Annotated in this window: 18 protein-coding genes, 1 tRNA gene and 1 pseudogene; 10 read left to right on the top strand and 10 right to left on the bottom strand. The window is 61.8% G+C overall.

The window, feature by feature from the left end; genetic code table 11:
- Positions 1-103 precede the first annotated feature (103 nt).
- The 3 genes from G7016_RS03510 to G7016_RS03520 form a co-directional block, all read right to left on the bottom strand.
- Entirely contained in the window at positions 104-325 is a 222-nt protein-coding gene (locus G7016_RS03510; RefSeq protein ID WP_181111452.1) for a hypothetical protein, read from the bottom strand.
- 87 nt (positions 326-412) lie between these two features.
- Complete coding sequence (locus tag G7016_RS03515) at positions 413-1,834, bottom strand: mechanosensitive ion channel domain-containing protein (protein WP_181111453.1); 1,422 nt, start codon at positions 1,832-1,834, stop codon at positions 413-415.
- A gap of 77 nt (positions 1,835-1,911) precedes the next feature.
- The gene (locus G7016_RS03520) at positions 1,912-2,823 is read right to left on the bottom strand and encodes a LysR family transcriptional regulator (RefSeq protein WP_181111454.1); all 912 of its coding nucleotides are present in this window, start codon (positions 2,821-2,823) and stop codon (positions 1,912-1,914) included.
- A gap of 97 nt (positions 2,824-2,920) precedes the next feature.
- Here G7016_RS03520 and G7016_RS03525 point away from each other — a divergent pair, with 97 nt between their 5' ends.
- The gene (locus G7016_RS03525) at positions 2,921-4,123 is read left to right on the top strand and encodes an aspartate aminotransferase family protein (protein ID WP_181111455.1); all 1,203 of its coding nucleotides are present in this window, start codon (positions 2,921-2,923) and stop codon (positions 4,121-4,123) included.
- Here the strand turns inward: G7016_RS03525 and G7016_RS03530 are convergent.
- Together G7016_RS03530 and G7016_RS03535 are read right to left on the bottom strand one after the other, a co-directional pair.
- Positions 4,120-4,644, bottom strand: coding sequence for a DUF4174 domain-containing protein (locus G7016_RS03530; RefSeq protein WP_181111456.1), 525 nt, complete (start codon positions 4,642-4,644; stop codon positions 4,120-4,122). The genes G7016_RS03525 and G7016_RS03530 overlap by 4 nt on opposite strands.
- A gap of 84 nt (positions 4,645-4,728) precedes the next feature.
- On the bottom strand, positions 4,729-6,162 hold the full coding sequence (locus G7016_RS03535) for a M48 family metalloprotease (RefSeq protein ID WP_181111457.1): 1,434 nt from the start codon (positions 6,160-6,162) through the stop codon (positions 4,729-4,731).
- Between the two features lie 181 nt (positions 6,163-6,343).
- Here G7016_RS03535 and G7016_RS03540 point away from each other — a divergent pair, with 181 nt between their 5' ends.
- A complete protein-coding gene (locus G7016_RS03540) occupies positions 6,344-6,583 on the top strand; it encodes a sulfurtransferase TusA family protein (protein ID WP_181111458.1) in 240 nt (79 codons plus the stop codon).
- Between the two features lie 21 nt (positions 6,584-6,604).
- On the top strand, positions 6,605-7,675 hold the full coding sequence (locus G7016_RS03545; RefSeq protein ID WP_181111459.1) for an AI-2E family transporter: 1,071 nt from the start codon (positions 6,605-6,607) through the stop codon (positions 7,673-7,675).
- A 93-nt stretch (positions 7,676-7,768) separates the two neighbouring features.
- Here the strand turns inward: G7016_RS03545 and G7016_RS03550 are convergent, their stop codons facing one another.
- Positions 7,769-8,233 carry a peroxiredoxin gene (locus tag G7016_RS03550; RefSeq protein ID WP_181111460.1) on the bottom strand — a complete coding sequence of 155 codons (465 nt, stop codon included), beginning with the start codon at positions 8,231-8,233 and terminating at the stop codon, positions 7,769-7,771.
- 10 nt (positions 8,234-8,243) lie between these two features.
- The gene (locus G7016_RS03555; protein WP_168085969.1) at positions 8,244-8,804 is read right to left on the bottom strand and encodes a glycine cleavage system protein R; all 561 of its coding nucleotides are present in this window, start codon (positions 8,802-8,804) and stop codon (positions 8,244-8,246) included.
- 247 nt (positions 8,805-9,051) lie between these two features.
- Between G7016_RS03555 and dapA the strand changes: the two genes are divergently transcribed.
- The 7 genes from dapA to darG all read left to right on the top strand — a co-directional run bounded on the left by dapA (position 9,052) and on the right by darG (position 14,785).
- The gene (gene dapA, locus G7016_RS03560) at positions 9,052-9,930 is read left to right on the top strand and encodes a 4-hydroxy-tetrahydrodipicolinate synthase (protein WP_181111461.1); all 879 of its coding nucleotides are present in this window, start codon (positions 9,052-9,054) and stop codon (positions 9,928-9,930) included.
- A gap of 17 nt (positions 9,931-9,947) precedes the next feature.
- Positions 9,948-11,063, top strand: a complete 1,116-nt coding sequence (gene bamC / locus G7016_RS03565; protein WP_181111462.1) for an outer membrane protein assembly factor BamC — start codon at positions 9,948-9,950, stop codon at positions 11,061-11,063.
- Position 11,064: 1 nt separating this feature from the next.
- Complete coding sequence (locus tag G7016_RS03570; RefSeq protein WP_181111463.1) at positions 11,065-11,823, top strand: MBL fold metallo-hydrolase; 759 nt, start codon at positions 11,065-11,067, stop codon at positions 11,821-11,823.
- A gap of 30 nt (positions 11,824-11,853) precedes the next feature.
- Positions 11,854-12,564: a phosphoribosylaminoimidazolesuccinocarboxamide synthase gene (purC, locus tag G7016_RS03575; RefSeq protein WP_181111464.1), complete on the top strand. Its 711-nt coding sequence runs from the start codon at positions 11,854-11,856 to the stop codon at positions 12,562-12,564.
- A 93-nt stretch (positions 12,565-12,657) separates the two neighbouring features.
- Positions 12,658-12,747, top strand: a tRNA-Ser gene (locus G7016_RS03580).
- Positions 12,748-13,092: 345 nt separating this feature from the next.
- The gene (darT, locus tag G7016_RS03585; RefSeq protein WP_181111465.1) at positions 13,093-13,713 is read left to right on the top strand and encodes a type II toxin-antitoxin system toxin DNA ADP-ribosyl transferase DarT; all 621 of its coding nucleotides are present in this window, start codon (positions 13,093-13,095) and stop codon (positions 13,711-13,713) included.
- Positions 13,697-14,785, top strand: coding sequence for a type II toxin-antitoxin system antitoxin DNA ADP-ribosyl glycohydrolase DarG (gene darG / locus G7016_RS03590; protein ID WP_258195051.1), 1,089 nt, complete (start codon positions 13,697-13,699; stop codon positions 14,783-14,785). Before darT ends, darG begins: the two co-directional genes overlap by 17 nt.
- A 505-nt stretch (positions 14,786-15,290) precedes the next feature.
- On the opposite strand, the gene G7016_RS25460 is transcribed toward darG, so the two are convergent.
- The 3 genes and pseudogenes from G7016_RS25460 to G7016_RS03600 form a co-directional block, all read right to left on the bottom strand.
- Positions 15,291-15,728: a methyl-accepting chemotaxis protein gene (locus G7016_RS25460; RefSeq protein ID WP_375139672.1), complete on the bottom strand. Its 438-nt coding sequence runs from the start codon at positions 15,726-15,728 to the stop codon at positions 15,291-15,293.
- Between the two features lie 114 nt (positions 15,729-15,842).
- Positions 15,843-16,733: pseudogene (locus tag G7016_RS25465) on the bottom strand (PAS domain-containing protein); the annotation flags it as partial.
- Positions 16,705-19,452, bottom strand: coding sequence for an O-linked N-acetylglucosamine transferase family protein (locus G7016_RS03600; RefSeq protein ID WP_181111467.1), 2,748 nt, complete (start codon positions 19,450-19,452; stop codon positions 16,705-16,707). The gene G7016_RS03600 and the pseudogene G7016_RS25465, both read right to left, overlap by 29 nt.
- Positions 19,453-19,479: the final 27 nt, after the last annotated feature.

A 19,479-nucleotide genomic window follows, 5' to 3' on the forward strand; every position in this document is an offset into this window, starting at 1 on the left:
GACGAGAATTCTGTCTCACTGCTTCCAGCTTAGACGCTAGAGCGCTTGCTGGAGCTTCCTGGCGCTGCGTTGTAAGCCCGGCGAGCCGCTTGCCGACGGCTGGTCAGGGAAATGCCGTGAGTGGTTTGCCGACGCTTGCCTGGGGCCCGCCGTTGCGCTCGTCTTCCTCGAATACCGCTTGCTCGCAGTGGCAATCCGAGCGTGGGCAGGGTTGCTTGTCCGGATGCCGGTCCGCGCAAGCCTGGCTACAAAACCCAAGGCCGTTGCGCTGGAAAGAGGGCGTGGCGAATGCCTTGCACTTGGGGCAGGCACAGGTGTCCGGCATGGCATGGTCTCCCTGGTTTCCCTACAGGCCGGTGGTACAGGTTGGAAATCCGGGGAATGCGGGAGTTCCTGCGCCTTGCCGGGGCATTCAATGCCGCTGCAGCCACCCCAGAAAACCACCCTTGCGCACCGGCGCGGGGCGTTGCAACAGCAGAGACTGGCTGCTCTGGCGCCGTACTGCCTGCAGCTTCTGCAGGGCCTTGCCCACCTCTGCCCGGGCGGCTACACATTCACGCGTGAGGGCCTTGTCGACGCTGTAGAGGGTGCAGGACGTAAGCGCAGTGAAACGGGCCTGCGAGGGCGTGTCGTCGAGCACACTCTGTTCGCCCATAACTTCGCCCGGGCCCATGCGGCCCGCTTCGATAAAGGTGTCGCCGTTCGCGATGGCCGCGCTCACCACGCCGGCACCGATGATGAACAGGTTGGCCGGTACTTCGTCCACGTCCAGGATCACTTGCCCGGCGGGCACGTCGCGGGCCTGCAAGGCATCGGCGAGGCGGTCCTTCTCGCTGGAGGCGAGCGCTCGGAACACTTTCACTTCATCGAGCAAGGCGCGTTTGCGGGTGCTCGCCGGGCCGCTGTCGTGGCTGGTCACGCCGGCCGCTTCCAGGTGGCGGTGGGCCAGGTCGAACAGCTGGTTGCGCACTTCGCCTTTGCTGGCAAGGTTGGCCACGAACCCGCTGGCGGTGTATTCCGTGGCGTCCTCGCCGGCCTCTTTTACCAACGCCCTGGGGGGCGGGTCGGGCAGCAGCGCATGGCTGCCTCGCAGTGCGCGCTCCAAGGCTTCCAGCACCCGGCCCGGGCGCACCGCATTGGGCACGCTGACGGTGATGGTGACCCCATGGCGGCCGGCGGGGCGGCTGTAATTGACGATGCGCGCCTTGGCGGCCACCGAGTTCGGCACCACGGCGGTGGCGCCGGCAGTGGTCAGCAAATGCGTGGCGCGCCAGTCGATATCCGTCACCTTGCCTTCGGTACCGTCGATGGCCACCCAGTCATCCACCTGGTAAGGCTTGGTGGTGTTGAGCACGATCCCGGAAAACACGTCGCTGAGGGTGCTTTGCAGCGCCAGGCCGACGATGATCGCGACGGCGCCGGACGTAGCCAGCAACCCTTTGACCGGCAACTGGAGTACGTAGCCCGCTGCCGCCACCACCGCAATCAGAAACACCACCGCGCCCAGCACATCGCGCAGCAGGCGGCCGCTGTGGCCGATCCTCCGGGTAAGAATGAGCCCCAGCACCTCGCCCAGGGTACGGGCGCCATACAGCCACCAGATGATCGCAAGGCCTGTGGCGGCCAGGTTCCATAACGTGTTGTCGGGCCAGGGCGGCGGCTGCAGCGGGCTGATGCCGGCGGCCATGATCACGGCGCTGTAGCCCAGAAACAATGCCACCCGCACGCCTACCCGGCCAGCCTGGTGGGCGAAAGGCGCCCATTGCCACAGCAACAGGTCGGCAATCAGCAGGGCAAAGCCCCACAGCAAAGGCTGGCTGGGCAGGTTGGGCATGATCGGGCATTCCACGAAAGGGCAGCGGCAGGAGCTTACGGCGTTTGCGGCGGGCGCGGCTACAGGCTTTGTGCGCTTTAATGCGGCCGCGCCCAGCGGGCGAGGGCAAACTCCACGAAGCTGCGGATTTTAGGCAGCCGGTACCGGTCGCTGGCGTACATAAGGTTCATCGGCCGCGAGGGCAGGCGCCACCCCTGCAGCAAGGGGACCAGCCGCCCTTCAGCCAGGTCCTGGGCCACCAGGGCATCGGGCATCATCACAATGCCCATGCCCGCCAAGGCCGCCTGGTGCATCGCCGATGAGCTGTTCATGGTAAGCGGGCCACTGACCGGCACCACCACTTCCCCCTCTGGCCCTTCAAGGCGCCATTCCTTTTCCACAGAGCGCCAGTCGTCGCCTGCGGGGTAGGCAAACGCGAGGCACTCGTGGCTTTGCAGGTCCAGCGGCTGCAAGGGCACGCCGTGGTCGTCCAGGTAGCCCGGCGCCGCGCACATGGTGAGGGTGTAATCTTCCAGCGGCCGGGCAATCACGCCATTGGCCGGGTCCGGGTTGCCCAGGCGGAACGCGAGATCAAAGCCATTCTCCAATAGGTCCAGGCGTTGATTGCTGAGTACCACGTCCAGCCGCACCTTGGGGTAGCGCCGGTGGTATTCGGCCAATGCAGGGGAAAGCCGCTCCACGCCGAAGGTCAGCGGGGCGGTGATCCGCAGCCGGCCGGCGGGCTCGGCCTGGGCTTGCTCGGCCAGGCGCTCGGCGGCGTCCACCAGGCCCAGCACCTCCACGCAGCGCTGGTAGTACTGGGTACCAAATTCCGTGAGCCGCTGTCGCCGTGTGGTGCGCTGTAACAGGCTCACCCCAAGCCGTTGCTCAAGGGCGCGCAAATGGTTGCCCACCATCGTCGTCGACAAGCCGCAGGCCTGAGCGGCGGCGGTCATGCTGCCGTCTTCCACTACCCGCACATACACGGCCATGGCCTGCAACACGTCCATTATCAACTCCAGCTTTTTAATGATTGAAGTGTGCCCTAGTTTATCCAGCTCAGGTGGCTAACGATACTGAAGCTCTTCACGGAAAGGAGCCCAAGCCATGACCGCCACAAGCCTGATGAATACCTACAAACCACTGCCGCTTAGCTTTGTGCGTGGCGAGGGCAGCACGATCTGGGATGCTTCCGGCAAGCGATACCTCGATGCAATGGGCGGCGTGGCGGTGACCAGCGTAGGCCACTGCCACCCCAGGGTGGTGGCGGCGATACGCGACCAGGCCGGCCTGCTACTCCATACCTCCAACCATTACGCCATCGACTGGCAGCACCGGCTGGCCGCAAAACTCGCTGCGTTGAGCGGGCTGGATGCGGCGTTCTTCAACAATTCCGGCGCTGAAGCCAACGAAACCGCGCTCAAGCTTGCCCGGCTGGCAGGGTGGTACAAAGGCGTGCAGCGGCCGCTCATCGTAGTCATGGAAGGCGCGTTCCACGGTCGCACGCTGGCCACGCTGGCCGCCAGTGACGGGGCGGGTGTACGGCTGGGCTTCGGCGCTTATGACGATGACTTCCTGCGGGTGCCGTTTGGTGATGTGGCCGCGCTGGAGGCCATCGCTCGCCGGCACGGTGCCGACGTGGTTGCGGTGTTGCTCGAACCGGTGCAAGGGGAGGGCGGCGTAAGGCCGGCACCCGAAGGCTACCTTCGGGCGGTGCGTGCGCTATGTGACCGCCAGGGCTGGCTGATGATGCTCGACGAGGTGCAAACCGGCGTAGGCCGCACGGGCCACTGGTTCGCCTATGCCGAAGAGGGCGTGCTGCCGGATGTGGTCACGCTGGCCAAAGGGCTGGCCAATGGTATTCCCATCGGTGCTTGCCTGGCGCGGGCGCGTACGGCACGTTTGCTCACCCCGGGCAGCCACGGCAGTACCTTCGGTGGCAACCCGCTGGCATGCCGGGTGGCCTGTGAGGTGCTGGAGATCATCGAAGAGCAACAGCTGCTGGCCAATGCCCGGCGGCAGGGCGCGTGGCTGCTGAAGGCTCTGCGGGAGAGGCTTGCCGGGCACCCCGGCGTGCGTGAGGTGCGTGGCAAAGGCCTGATGATCGGTATCGAGCTGACCGAGGCCACGGGCAAACTGGCGAGCCAGGCGGCTGAAGGCGGGCTGCTGCTGAATGTGACGCGGGGCAATGTTGTGCGCCTGTTGCCGGCGCTCACCCTGAAGGACGACGAGGCGCGTCAGATCGTCGAGCACCTGGTGGCGCTACTCAGCCCGGCCAGCCTGCCGGCAATGGTAGCGCAAGCGGTTTAATCTTCGAGGTCGGCGGCGGGCTTGGCGGCGGCTGCCTTGCCCGGCTTGCCCTTGGCTTTGCCGGCATCCGGGGCGGGTTCGGCGGGCGCCGCAGCGGCGGCGGCTTCCTTCTCGGCCATCGGCATCTGGTCGATGGTGGAGAAAATCTTGTCCAGCGGGAGCGGGTCGGTACTCTCAAGTTTTTTCTCGCCGTCCTTGCCCACCAGTACCACCTTGGCCTTGGTGCCAGCGCCCAGGTTCAGCTCACGGATCAACGCCATGGTGGCCTGGGTTTCCAGCGGCTTGCCGTTTCGCTCGCCGGCCAGCCCGACCACCTTGTACACCACCACGTCGCGCTGTTTCAGGCCGGGGTCTTGTACGGCGGTGCTTTCATTGACCAGCGCCTGATCGCTCCCGCTTTTGGAATAAATGAGCAGGGGCCTGGCTTTGCCGCGGTCCTGGGCCAGCGGCGAGTCGCCGTCGGCCGCGTATAGCGGGCTGGCGGCGAACAGGGCGGTGAGCGCGAGGGTGCGGATGAGCATGCGGGTCTCCTTCGTCAGTATCCCTTAAGCATCGCTCAAGCTGGCGAAACGGCCAGCCGGGCGACCAAATTATGCGAGCGCGGCCTAGCGCATCATTTCTTTCACCGCGCGCTCCTGCTCCATCATTTCCTTCTGCCGGGCGTCGATGCGCGACGCCAACGGGAAGTTGTCGCCAGCCCTGCGCTTGGCGAAGTCCAGCTGCTGGATGGCCTGCTGGAAGTCGCCGATCAGCGCGAAGTACTCGGCGCGTGCCTGATGCAGGCCAATGATGTTGCCATTCTGGCCGCGGGTTTCCGCGACCATGTACCACACGTCCGGGTCTTCCGGCCGTGCCTTGAGCAGTGCATCCAGACCCTTTTCGGCGTCGGCGGTTCGGCCTTGCTTGAGCAGCAGGTCGATGCGGGCCTGATTCAGCGGGTAACTGGCCGGGAACAGCGTGAGCATCCGGTCCACCCGTTGCTGGGCATCAGGCAAGCGGTTGTTGGTGATGTCCAGGTCGATTTCAGCCAGGTTGTAGGTGAGGTCGTTAGGCGCGCCGGCGAGCAACGGCTTGAGGTTTTCCCGGGCTTCGTTGAGCTGGCCGGATTTCACCTGGGCAATGGCCAGGCCGTAGCGGGCTACGTCGTTCTTCGGGTTTTCATCCAGCTGGGCGCGGAATCGCTTGGCGGCCAGGCCTGGGGTTTCCTCGTACATCAGCTGCACCCGCGCGCGCATCAATTGGTACAGCTGGCTGTCTTCCTTGCCGCCTTTGGGGGCCTGCTCGGCGCGGTTGCGGGTGTCGGCGATACGGGATTCGGTCACCGGGTGGGTCAGCAGGAATTCCGGCGGCTTGCCGTCGAACTGGTACTGCCGCGCCAGGCGCTCGAACATGTTGGGCATGTTGCGCGGGTCGTAGCCGGCTTTTTGCAGGTTGAGAATACCAATACGGTCGGCTTCTGCTTCGTTTTGCCGCGAGAAGCCGCGCTGGCTCTGGATCGCCGCCGCCTGGCTGCCGAATATCGTCGCCATGCCCGCATCGCCGGCCCCCGCTGCGGCCATCACCACGCCTGCCAGCAGCGCAGCCATCATCGGCAATTGCATCCGCTGTTGCTCTTCCAGCCCACGCGCGAAGTGCCGTTGAGACAAGTGAGCAAGTTCGTGGGCGAGCACCCCGGCATATTCGCCTTCGGTTTCGGCGCCCAGGAACAACCCGCCGTTCACCCCCACAATGCCGCCGGGTGCGGCGAAAGCGTTGAGCTCCTTGCTGTCGATGATGATGAATTCCAGCCGCCGGTCCTGCACCTGGCTGGTTTCGGCCAGGCGGTAAACGCTGGTCTCAACGAAGTCCTTGAGCTGGGCATCCGGCAGTTGCTTGACCTGCGAGCGCAGCATGCTCAGCCAGGCGCGGCCAAGGTCGTGCTCCTGTTCAGGGGACACGATCGCCGAGCTGGCGTCGCCAAGGGAAGGAAGGTCGTCACCCAGGGCGGGAACGGCGAGAAGGCAGGCCAGGGCCAGCAGCGTAGGGCGCAGAAGGGTCATGCACGAAACTCTGGGCGGCAAAAGGGTACTGTATCCATGGCAAGGGGTGAGCTACAAGGGCGCAAGGTCAGGCCAGCGGCTTAAACCGTGGCATGAAAGCGCTCCGGCAGTTCCTGTACCCTTGCCCAGCGGCACTTTGGCTGAATGAGCAGTGCACTACACCGATTTTGTGAGGGTTTCGATGGTTGATGAAATAAAGTGTGACGCCGAGGTAGACGCCAGCGGTCTGAATTGTCCGCTTCCCTTGCTCAAGGCCAAGCTGGCCCTCAATGGCCTGCCCACGGGTGGGGTGCTCAAGGTGGTGGCCACCGACGCCGGCTCGCAGCGGGATTTTCGGACCTTCGCGAAGCTGTCCGGCAACGCCCTGTTGAGCGAATCGGCACAGGCGGGGACCTACACTTACTGGCTACAGAAGATCTGACCTTCGGCCCAAGGATTCTGCATGTACAAGCTGTTCAGGGACTGGACCCAGCGCTACTTTTCGGATGAAGAAGCGGTTGTACTGGTATTGCTGCTAGTGCTTGCGTTCACCGTGGTGCTCACGGTAGGCGGCATGCTCGCGCCCGTGCTGGCGGCGATGGTGCTGTCGTTCCTGATGCATGGCCTGGTTGCGCAGCTCGAACGCTGGCGCATGCCACCGGCCATGGCGGTAGGGCTGGTGTTCACCCTGTTCATGGGCCTGCTGGCGGTGATCGTACTGGTGCTGGTGCCGTTGCTCTGGCATCAGATCATCACCCTGTTCAACGAGCTGCCCGGCATGCTCGGCAAGTGGCAATCACTCTTGTTGCTGCTGCCCGAGCGCTACCCGCAGGTGGTCACGGATGAACAAGTGCTGGCGGCGATCGAGGCCGCACGCGGGCAGATCGGCAAATTCGGCCAGTGGGCGCTTACCTTGTCGCTGTCCAGCGTGCCGTTCCTGGTCAACCTGATGATCTACTGCGTGCTGGTGCCGATCCTGGTGTTCTTCTTTCTGAAGGACCGTGAGCTGATCGGCCGCTGGATCAACGGCTACCTGCCTCGCGAGCGCGCATTGCTGACGCGGGTCACTCAGGAAATGAACCGGCAGATCGCCAATTACATTCGCGGCAAGGTCATCGAAATCGTGATCTGTGGCGTGGCGACCTACATCGGCTTCGTCGCCCTGGGCCTGAACTACGCCGCGCTGCTCGCGCTACTGGTGGGTATTTCCGTGGTGGTGCCGTACGTAGGTGCGGTGGTGGTGACCGTCCCGGTGGCGATGATCGCGCTGTTCCAGTGGGGCTGGGGCGATCAGTTCATCTACCTGATGGTGGTGTACGGCATCATCCAGGCCCTGGACGGCAACGTGCTGGTGCCATTGTTGTTCGCCGAAGCGGTGAACCTGCACCCGGTGGCGATCATTTGCGCGGTGCTGCTGTTCGGTGGGCTGTGGGGCTTCTGGGGGATCTTCTTCGCTATCCCCCTGGCCACCTTGGTGAAAGCCGTGCTCGAGGCATGGCCTCGCAACCAGGGCGGTGTGGCGCCGTTGTTGTAGGGTAGCCCCGCCGCTTCCCACAGAGTGCCCTGACCCCTGTGGGAGCAAGCGAAGCCGAAGGCGGAGCTCGCGAATAGGGGCGAGGCCTGCATCTTACGCTTGCCTGGCGGCCTCGAGTACCTCGGCCACATGGCCGGGTACTTTCACGCCACGCCATTCGCGGCGCAGCACGCCCTGCTCATCGATCAGGAAGGTGCTGCGGTCTACGCCCAGGTATTCCTTCCCGTACAGCTTTTTCAGCTTGATCACATCGAACAGCTGGCACAGGGTTTCGTCCTTGTCGCTGATCAGCTCGAAGGTAAAGCCCTGCTTGGCCTTGAAGTTCTCGTGGGACTTGAGCCCGTCGCGGGAAACGCCGAACACCGTGGTGCCCGCGGCTTCGAATTCCTGGTGAAGGTCACGGAAACCCTGGCCCTGGGTGGTGCAGCCGGGGGTGCTGTCCTTGGGGTAGAAGTACAGCACCACCTTGCGCCCACGCAGCTCGGACAGGGAAACAGTGTGACCGGAAGTGGCCTGTGCGGTGAAATCCGGCACCGGCTGGTCGAGGGCTACGGCCATGAAACGATCCTTACACAGGGTTCTGGGGGCGCCACGGTTCGATCAGCGCGTCCAGGTTCAGCGCATCGGCGAAGTCCAGGAACTGATCGCGCAGCCAGCTGATCTGCACGCCGGCGGGGAGGGTGACGGTGAACGTGGCGTTGAGCATCATGCCGCCGGTTTGCGGCGCCTGATACGTGTCGCAGGTAAGGTTTTCCAGCTCCACGTTGTTATCGATGAAGAACTGGCACAGCTCGTTGATGATGTCCGAACGGTACACCGAGCTCACATAGGCCACGTAGGGCAGCGCCTGTGGGCGGCTTTCGAGCGTGGAGCTGCGCACAACATCCACGTGCAGGTCGTGGCGCTTGGCCAGGCCGGGCAACAGGCCTTCGAAACGGGCCAGCGCATCCCAGTTGCCAGCCACCTGCAATACCAGCGCGCTGTACTCGCCATGGCGGGTAAGGCGGGAAGTCACCACCGAGCAGCGGCTGTCGTGGCTGGCACGGCAAAGCACATTGGTCAGCTCCATGGGATTGCGGCCCATGGCGCTGAGGACGAGAAATTGTTCGCGAACGGGTGGGGTGGACATGCAGCCTTCCTAAAGCGATGAGCGGTCGAGACAGGCGGGGAGCCGAACGCAAGGCCGGCGCCGCGGACGAGCCGGCAATGGCCGCCCGGCGGGGCGATCATGGCAAGGGCGCCCGCCCATGTCGATCAAAGGGTCAAGGGTAGCGAAAAGCGCCGCCTGTGGGAATGCTCGAAACCGAGCCGTCGCTTGTGCAAGGTCGGTGGCGCCAGTACCATTACCGCTCTCTTTTTCCGGCAGGAGCGGTTGCATGTACGCGGGCAGCATGGTGGCGTTGGTCACCCCGATGGATGCCAAGGGCGATCTCGACTGGGACGCTCTGAGCAAGCTGGTGGATTTCCACCTCGAAAACGGCACCGATGCCATCGTCGCCGTCGGCACCACCGGTGAATCGGCCACCCTCGACGTACAAGAACACATCGAGGTTATCCGCCGGGTCGTGGACCAGGTCAACAAGCGCATCCCGGTCATCGCCGGCACGGGCGCCAACTCCACTCGCGAAGCGGTGGAGCTGACCACCAACGCCAAAAATGCCGGGGCCGACGCCTGCCTGCTGGTCACGCCGTACTACAACAAGCCCACCCAGGAAGGCTTGTTCCAGCACTTCAGCCATATCGCCAAGGCCGTGGCCATCCCGCAAATCCTCTACAACGTGCCGGGCCGCACCGCGTGCGACATGCAGGCCGATACCGTGGCGCGGCTGTCGAAGGTGTCGAACATCATCGGCATCAAGGAAGCCACCGGCGACCTGCAACGCGCCAAGGACATCCTCGACCGCATGAGCCAGGATTTCATCCTGCTGTCCGGCGATGACCCCACCGCCGTGGAACTGATCCTGCTGGGCGGCAAGGGCAATATCTCGGTAACCGCCAACGTGGCGCCGCGCCAGATGGCCGACCTGTGCGCAGCCGCCCTCAAGGGCGACGCCGCCACCGCCCGCGCGCTGAACGAACAACTGATGCCGCTGCACAAGAATCTCTTCCTCGAGGCCAACCCGATCCCGGTGAAGTTCGCGCTACATGAAATGGGCCTGATGGCCGAAGGCATCCGCCTGCCGCTCACCTGGTTGAGTGAACCCTGTCACGAGCCGCTGCGGCAGGCCCTGCGCCAGTCCGGCGTTCTGGTTTGAGTGAGGAAGTACAACGCATGAAGCGCTTGGCTGGTCTTTCCGCCCTTGCTGTCATTATTTCGAGTACCAGTGGCTGTGGTTGGCTCTGGGGTGAACACGGCTATTTCCGCGACCGTGGCAACGACTACCTCGAAGCCCGTCGCACCGCACCGATGAACCTGCCGGAAGGCGTGGCCACCAGCAAGCGGCTCGATCCCCTGTTGCCGATCCCACGTAATGTGGCGGACGACACCGCGCTCAACGATTACGACGTGCCGCGCCCGCAGCCGCTGTCCGTGGTCGCCGAAAGCGGGGACTTCACCCTGCAGAAAAGCGCCGCCAGCCGCTGGATCCTGGCGCAGCGCCCACCGGCCGAGGCCTGGCCGGTGGCCCGGCAGTTCTTCGAGGACAACGGCTTCCGTATCGACCAGGAAAGCGTGCAAACCGGCGAGTTCACCACGGCGTGGCAGTCGTTCGACAGCCTGAGCAGCGATCTGGGCCAACGCCTGCGTGGCGGCTCTGACGTGAACGGCGACATCCGCCTGCAGGTGCGTGTCGAGCCCGGCGTGCAGCGCAATACCAGTGAAATCTACGTGGTAAGCGCCCAGCGGCCTGCCGGCAGCACCGAAGACGTCGCCTTCCCCGCGCGCACCACCAGCGGCGTGGATGCCACCCTGGTCGACGAAATGCTTTCGAGCCTCACCCGTGGCGCCGAGAAAGGCGGTTCGGTGTCCCTGCTGGCCGCTCGCGACTTCGACGCCCCAAGCCAGGTCGCCATGACCGAAGACGGCAGCGGCAACCCGGTGCTCACCGTGGGCGCCGACCTGGACCGCGCCTGGTCGAGCGTTGGCCGTGCGTTGGAGCAGGGCGGGCAATGGCGCGTCGAGGACATCAACCGCAGCCTTGGCCTGTACTACATCAACCTGGCCGAGAAAGGTGGCCGCGCCGACGACAACAAGCCTGGCTTCTTCGGCCGGCTGTTCGGTCATGAGCCCACCAAGGAAGAACTCGAAGCCCGTGCCGACCGCTATCAGGTTCGCCTGAGCAAGGTGGGCGAGGCTGTGCAGGTCACCGTCGAGAAGAACATCAACACCGTGGCGCCGGCTGACGTAGCCCGCCGCGTGTTGAGTGTGATTCAGGACAACCTGGGCTAACGTGCGCTTCGCCGTTCTTGGAAGCGGAAGCCAAGGGAATGGCACGCTCGTCTCCAGTGGCAACACGCTGGTGCTGGTGGATTGTGGCTTTTCGCTGCGTGAAACCGAGCGGCGCATGGCGTTGCTCGGCGTACACCCCGCTCAGCTGAAGGCCGTGCTGGTCACTCACGAACATGCCGACCACGTGCACGGGGTGGAGCTGCTGTCGCGGCGCTACAATGTGCCGGTGTACCTCAGCGAAGGCACCCGCAGCGGGCTGCGCAAGCCGGTTGTTTCGGCCCGTGCCGTGCATTGCGGCGATGCGTTCGATATCGGCGACCTGCATGTGCGTGTTGTCGGCGTGGCCCACGATGCCCGCGAGCCTACGCAGTACGTGTTCAGCGACGGCAAGCGGCGCTTCGGCCTGCTCACCGACCTGGGCTCGTGGTGCCCGAAGGTGATGAACCATTACAGCGGCCTCGATGCATTGATGATCGAGTCCAACCACTGCCGCGATCTGCTTGCAGGCGGCCCTTATCCCTACTACCTGAAACAACGGGTGGGTGGGGACCGTGGACATTTGAACAACCATCAGGCCGCGAACCTGGTGGCGGAACTGGGATGGCAAGGCTTGCAGCACCTTGTGCTCGCCCACCTCAGCCAGAAGAACAACCTGCCGGAACGCGCCAGGCAATGCTTCGTCGACACGTTGGGGTGCGACTCGGCCTGGCTGCAGCTGGCGGATCAGGCATCAGGGCTGGACTGGCGCGCCATAGCCTAGCCAGCCCACTTACAGTTAGCGGAGCCCCTCATGGAAAAGCGCGAAGAACTCTACCGCGGCAAGGCCAAATCGGTTTACAAGACCGACGACGCCGACCGCCTGATCCTCCTGTTCCGCAACGACACGTCGGCGTTCGACGGCAAGCGCATCGAACAGCTGGACCGCAAGGGCATGGTGAACAACAAGTTCAACGCCTTCATCATGCAAAAGCTGGAAGAGGCCGGTGTGCCTACCCAGTTCGACCGCCTGCTGGGCGACAACGAATGCCTGGTGAAAAAGCTCGACATGATCCCGGTGGAGTGTGTGGTGCGTAACTACGCCGCCGGCAGCCTGGTCAAGCGCCTGGGCGTGGAGGAGGGCAAGCAGCTGGTGCCGTCCACCTTCGAGCTGTTCCTGAAGAACGACGCCATGGGCGACCCCTTCATCAACGAATCCCACGTGGTCGCGTTCGGCTGGGGCACCGCCGAGCAACTGGCAACCATGAAGCAGCTGTCGCTCAAGGTGAACGAAGTGCTGAACAAGCTCTTCGACGACGCCGGCCTGCTGCTGGTGGACTTCAAGCTGGAATTCGGTGTGTTCCACGGCCAGATCGTGCTGGGCGACGAGTTCAGCCCCGACGGCTGCCGCCTGTGGGACAAGGAAACCCGCAAGAAGATGGACAAGGACCGCTTCCGCCAGGGCCTCGGTGACGTGATCGAAGCCTACGAAGAAGTCGCCAAACGCCTGGGCGTGCCGCTGTAAGCGCAGCGCTCACGCAAGCGCCTGATAGCACGCGGTTTTTTTTGCGTAGGGGGCTTCGCCTCAAGCGAAACTGCTGCTATCATGCGCGCCACTGGAGAGATGCCGGAGTGGTCGAACGGGACGGATTCGAAATCCGTTGTACTGGCAACAGTACCTAGGGTTCAAATCCCTATCTCTCCGCCATACATAGAAAACCTCTGCAATTCAATGAGTTGCAGGGGTTTTTTCTTTTCGATCGTACGATCGTTTTGTACTACTCTTTCAGCTGTCATTGTCGGCATATGTATCGGCGGGCGTGGTTACAGTACCGTCCTTCGAACGCATGGCGTTCGAGTTGGAGCAGGTGTTTAGCTAGCTTGTTAGGCTGGGCCGCTGTGCTGTCGCCACTGCTTCGGGTTCGTGAAAAGCCAGCAGGCCAAGAAAAAAAACCTTATTATTCGCGTCCAAACAAGGACAGTTCAGGGTTCGCGCGTAAGCAGCACGCGTCACCGGGCGAACCGCTGCTAGATGCTAACGCAGGCGCGATGTATGAAATCCAGACCTCAAGATGTGCTCATTTACCACATTACTGATATTGCCAATCTGCCAAGGATCATTGCTTCTGGTCTTCAGTCAGATGCCGTGATGATTCAATCAGGTCAGCATTCAGTCATTGGCTACGATCACATCAAGCTTCGCAGGCTTCAGGAGATCGTTGTGGACTGCTGCGCGCCTCGGTATGTTGGTGAGTTTGTGCCCTTCTATTTCTGCCCGCGCACCCCGATGCTCTATACCGTTAACATGGGGAACACGGGGAAACCTCCGGGATGTCAACGTGACATCGTCCACCTTGTGAGCTCAGTCGGCACTGGCTTAGGGCTTCAACGGCACTGGGCCTTCAGCGACGGAAATGCTGGCTCGTACCATACCGATTTTTACAATGATATTGGTAAGCTCGCCGAATTGGATTGGTCCTCGATCAATGCCAGGTATTGGGGAGAAAAGCGGCATCAAAAGCAGTCAGAGTTTTTAGTGGCAGAGCAATTCCCCTGGGAGGGTATCCACTTTATTGGTTGCCACAATCAGGCGGCGGTTGAACGAGTGCAAGAAGTTCTGCGCAATTCAGCACATAAGCCTGAGGTGAAAGTCAAAAATGATTGGTACTTCTAATATGATCAAGCTCAGCAAGGGAAATCTTCTTACAGCACCCGCCGAAGCGCTGGTGAACACCGTCAACACCGAAGGTGTGATGGGGAAAGGCATCGCGCTGCAATTCAAGCAGGCGTTCCCGAACATGTTCAAAAGCTATCAGGAAGCATGCAAGAACGATATCGTTCAGCTAGGCAGGGTTCATGTGTTTGATCTTGGTGGGCTGGTCGGTGGGCCGCGTTGGATTATTAACTTTCCGACTAAAGGTCACTGGAAGTCAAAAAGTCGGCTGGAAAATATTAGAAGTGGCCTGGTTGATCTAGTTTCCAAAGTGAGTGAATTGCATATTAGGTCTATTGCAATTCCTCCGCTTGGCTGTGGGTTGGGTGGTTTGAAATGGGAAGAAGTCCGGCCTGAAATTATCCAGGCCTTCTCGTCATTGCCGGATGTTGAAGTGCTGTTGTATCCTCCATCTGGTGCGCCCGCAGCTAAGGAAATGCCTAATGCAACTGAGCGTCCCAAGATGACAGACGGTCGTGCGGCGTTGATTTTATTGATGGACCGTTACCTGAAAGGCCTTTTGGACCCATTTGTGAGTCTGTTGGAAGTTCATAAATTAATGTATTTCTTGCAGGAGGGTGGCAAGCCGCTTCGGTTGCAGTTTGAGCCAAAGCAGTATGGCCCATATGCAAAAAATCTTAGGCAGGTGCTGATCAAAATAGATGGTCACTTCATACAGGGGTATGGAGACGGTCAGGATGATCCTACTAAACCTTTGGAGCTAAAGGCAGGTGCGGTTGAAGAAGCTGAAAAGTTTTTGCTTGGAGATGTAGAAACTATGCGGCACATGGAGAAAGTCGCTGAGTTAATTGATGGGTTTGAAGATCCATACGGGATGGAGTTGCTTAGTACTGTTCATTGGGTTATGTCTAATACCCCTGGTGCGAAAGATGATTCGGAGGTTGCCATCGGTGCGGTGCATCAGTGGAGTGAGCGCAAAAAATCTTATTTAAAACCTACCCATCTGGCGCGGGCCTGGCATCGTTTGAAAAAAATGAATTGGGATTCCGCATCTGGAAGCAGTATCTGCTAGTTTGAATTGTTCGTTGCACGCGAAGCCCTTGCAGCTCGCTGAGCTGAAAGGGCTTTCTGCATTATTGTATTCTCGCGCGGTCGACCAGCCCCGTCGTCCTCGAATGAATCAACGCATTTCAACGCCGATGGGTTCTCGCGCTGGTGGATTTGATTTTCTAGGCTTTAACTTCCCGCCTGAAATGCCGCGCGGGGATTTGAATACTTTGCTCGCGGACTTCGTCAGCCTTTTTCGAGGTTTGCTGACCCGAGTATGTGCGAAGCGCAAAAGACAATTTTATGTTGAAGTCCTTGCCAGGATTCAAGATCAGCTATTTTCATTGCTGTCCCAGCAGTCCCGCATTCCAGTGTCCGGAGGGTTGTTTCTCCCTTGTTCACTTACGTTGACTAGATGGATACAAGGCAGCTACCAAACTTCCTGGCTAATCTATCCCCGTCCCGGCTCCGGCTCACCAGTTCGTGTCGCATCCCAGCCAAGTGCTATCCCGATTGTGGCGGATCTTAGTTCAGGCCTCAGTCGAAAGCTGAGTAGCGAAGCTCTCCACGGCGCCCACCACCCGCTTGGCTCCTTCCTGAATCTCGGTAATCACCGTTCCAGCCTGATTGGCGAGGTGTAAGCCGGACTCAGCCTTATGTTTGCCCGCGCCTATGGTGGCTACCGCATCAGTGGCGAGTTTCTGATTCTGCTGAACCACGGTCGCGATTTCTCCGGTGGCTTGTGTGGTCCGTGAAGCCAGTTGGCGAACTTCATCGGCTACCACGGCGAAACCGCGGCCCTGTTCCCCTGCACGCGCCGCTTCGATGGCCGCATTCAACGCGAGCAAATTGGTCTGTTCGGCAATCCCACTGATCGTTTTGATGATGGTGGAAATCACCTGGCTCTGCCGATCCAGGGCTTCGATACCTTCAGCGGCGCTTTGCATATGGTGAGCGAGGTCATTCATTACCTTGACCGTCTCTTGCACCACCTCGGCACCGCGCTGTGCGGTGTCATCAGTGCCCACTGACGTGTCATAAGCGACCGTCGCTGCTTGGGCAATGGCAACTTCACGTTCTACTTGCTCAGTAATCACTGTGGCGACTTTCACAACTTTGTAGAAGTTGGCATTGCCGTCGCGAACCGGGTTGTAGGAGGCCTCGAGCCAAACCTCGCGCCCCCTGCTGTCAATCCGCTTGAAGCGCTGAGCAACGAACTCTCCACGACGCAGCCGGTCCCAGAACGCTTGATATTCGGCGGAGTTGGCGATGTCGCTACTGCAGAACTGGCGGTGATGTTTGCCCTTGATCTGGTCCTGGGTATAGCTCATCGCCTGCAGGAATAGATCGTTGGCGGCAAGCACATGGCCGCTCATGTCGAACTCGATAACCGCCGTGGAGCGCATGAGTGCCTCAATGAAGTTCTCATGGGCACGAGCAGTCTCGATGGTGTTGGTCTGGTCGATGGCATAGCACGAGAACTTGAGCAATTTGCCGTCTGTGCTGTGTACGGGATGCATGATGACGCGCAGCCAGGATTCACGGCCGTCCTTACGCGATAGCCGCCATACACCTAAAAAATGCTCTCCACGCTGCATGGCGGTTCGCATCTGCGCATACTGTGGATCCTTCCTGGCGTGCTCGACAAACAGGTTCTCCAGCGGCTTGCCCATCAGCTCGTCGTTACGGTATTGCAATACGGCTTCAAAATTGGCGTTCACACCGAGCACGCACCCTTGAGGGCTGAGCCGCATGTGAATGGTTTCCTTGTCCAAGCCCTCACGCACCTGGCGAGAAATTGCCACCTCTTCACGCAGGGCGGCTATTTCGTTTTTCAGGCGTTTGAATAAAGAAAACATGGCATGGGCTCGGCACGGGGGAGGTACCGAAGTGATCGACAGTGCCGAGAAAAACTTGAAGGCAGCCGTCAGTTCATCAGAGCGCTCACACCCGCCGCGCATACACCTCCACATGCCCCCGGTACCGATTCGGAATCGCCAAATCCACCACCTCGAACCCACACTCCCCCAGCACGCCAATCAACCGTTCGCGGCTGAAGTGGTGGTAGCTCTCCAGTTCCTGCCAGTAGGGGTTCGCCCCGCTGGCGTCCATCACTTTCCAGCTGGACGAGCCCAGGTCGGGCAGGCCGACAACCAGCAGGCCGCCCGGGCGTAGCAAAACTGCAGCCTTTGTCAGTGCCTCTTTCGGGTAGGGCACGTGCTCGAGCATATCCATCATCGAAATCACATCGAAGGTGGCGTCGAACGGGTGGGCCATGAAGTCCTGGTGCACGGCGTTGAAGCCCAGTTGGCGGATTTGCGTCACGGGCGCCAGCCTCGTATCCAGCCCGGCGCTGGCAAAGCCGTAGTCGGCTGCAAGCATTATCAACGCGCCATCACCGCAGCGGGCGTCGACCCAGGTTGGCGGTTGGCCAGTGCCCAGTGCTGCGTGATAGCCGCCCATTAGGCTCACCACTTTGTCGACTACCGGCGCCCAGGCGCTGCGCCTGGCGTCGTAGCGCTCGGCGGTGATGGCCAGCCGGGCGGCGTCGGCCTTGCGTGCCACTTCGGCCATACCGGCGGGTGTCCAGAACTGGCGCGTATGCACGTGCCCGCAGGCTGTGCATTTCATCCATTCCACTGAAGGCGGCAGCGTCGCGTGCCACAGTTCATGCCCGGTGCAGTTGGCAAACCCCAGGGTTTCGCTGGTGCCTTGGCACAACGGGCAGGCGGGGTAGGTGTTCTGTAGCGGCGCTGCGGCGATGTCGTTGACGGCCGGGCAGGCGATGGCCGCGTCGATCGGCCCGCAGTCCGGCACGTCGATGTGCGCGCCTTTTACACCGGGGCGGTGCTGCTGGACCATCTGCTCGATGGCGGTTTCGAAGTTGCGGGTAAACCGCAGCGTATCGAACAGCGGTGTGCTCAAACGGTTGGCCGCTACCTTGGCACGCAGTGCCGTCCGGTACTCGGCGTCGCTGCCGATGCGCTGGGCGATACCCACCATTGCGTTATGGTCGGCGCCCACCAGTTCTGGCAGCTCGATGGCGTTGAGCAGGCTTTCACTCACCCGCGACGAGAAATGCCGGCCGCGTGAGGTGATGACCGGAACACCGGCCCAGAGTGCATCGGAGGTCGTGGTATGGCCGTTGCACACCAGTGTGTCGAGCACGGCGTCGGCCAGTTGCAGGCGGGCCAGGTGATCCTGAGGCGCGGCGAACGGGGCGAAGATCAACCGTTGCGGATCGACACCGGCCAACTGCGCATAGTGGGTGAGGTTGGTAATCGCCTCGTCGCATTGGCCCAGCAACCAGAGCACGCTGTTTGGCACTTCGGTCAGTACCCGCAGCCACACGGTAAAGCTGGTGCGGTCGATCTTGTAGGACTGGTTAAACGCCCCGAACACCACTTTGTCTTCCGGCAATCCATGGGCCGCGCGGTTGGCCGGCTGCGCGGCGGCGCTGCGTTTACGGTCGTTGCACTGGTAGGTGTGCGGCAGGCGGCAGAACGCTTCGGGGTAGAAGGGCGTGCTGCTGTCTGGCGTGACGAAACGGTCCGAGACGATGTAGTCGATGTCGGTGTTCGCCGCGCTGCCCGGGTAGCCCAGGTACGCCACCTGCAGCGGCGCTGGCCGGTACGCCATGATCCCCGGGCGCCCGCCGCCGGTGTAGAGCTTCAGGTCGAAGAGGATATCCAGTTGGTCAGCGGCCATGCGCTCGGCAGCCTGTTGATCGGTCATGGCGTGGATGGCGATCACGTGTTCGCAGCCCTCGGTGAAGCGCTGCCGATACGCCGAAACATCGGGCGCGCTGTAATCGTAGGCAAACACCTCAAAGCGATTACGGTCGTGGGCCTCGAACAGCCCGGCCATCAGGTGCATGGTGGCGTGATTGCGAAAATCGCAGGACACGTACCCCACGCGGATTCGCCGGCCAGCCAACGGAGCCGCTGCCCGCGCGGGCAAAGGCTCGGCGGCCGGGACCATGCGTTTCACATAGGCTTGGGTCACGCCCAGGTTGCGCGCTTCGTCGGTGCACCAGGTGAGGTGCGTGAGCGGGTATTCTTGCGGCGCGTCGAAGGCGCCCTGATCGTACCAGGCACCGATTTTCTGCTGCAGGGCTTCCACCCATTCCCACTCGCAGGTGAAGCGCGCCGGTACCAGCGCTGCACCACGTACGGCCGGGTCTTCAGGCGCCAGCGCGATGATCGTTTTGAACGCGCCGGAGGACTCTGCGTAGAGGTCGTTGCTTTGCAGCAGCAGGGCCGCGTGCGTCAGCAGCCGTGGATTGGCACTGACCGTCAGCTGCCGGCGAGCGAACTCGATGCCCTCGTGCTGGCGGTTGGCGTTGAAGCAGGTGGTGATCAATGCGTCCAGCACTTCTTCGTTGTCGGGTGCTTCCTCATTGGCGCTGCGCAGGCACTGCAAGGCATCGTCAGTGCTGCGCATGGCCGCCAGCAGCACGCCGGCCGCCAGCCAGTTACGCACGCCGGCGCCTTTGCTGGCGGCGTGCCTGAACGCTTCCACGGCTTCGACCAGGCGCCCGGTCAGGCGCAAGGCTTCGGCCCGCAACCCCAGCAGGGCGAGGTTTTCCGGCGCCTGGCTCAGCAGGTGGTCAAGCTCGGGGAGGGCCTCGGAGGAACGGCCGCTGGTGATCTGTTCGAGTAGTACCGCGAGGCGCTCTTCTGGATGGGTCATAGGGCTACGTTTTCGAAAGAAATGATC

It is taken from the genome of Pseudomonas japonica (genome assembly GCF_013522925.1).
Lineage (GTDB): Bacteria > Pseudomonadota > Gammaproteobacteria > Pseudomonadales > Pseudomonadaceae > Aquipseudomonas > Aquipseudomonas japonica_A.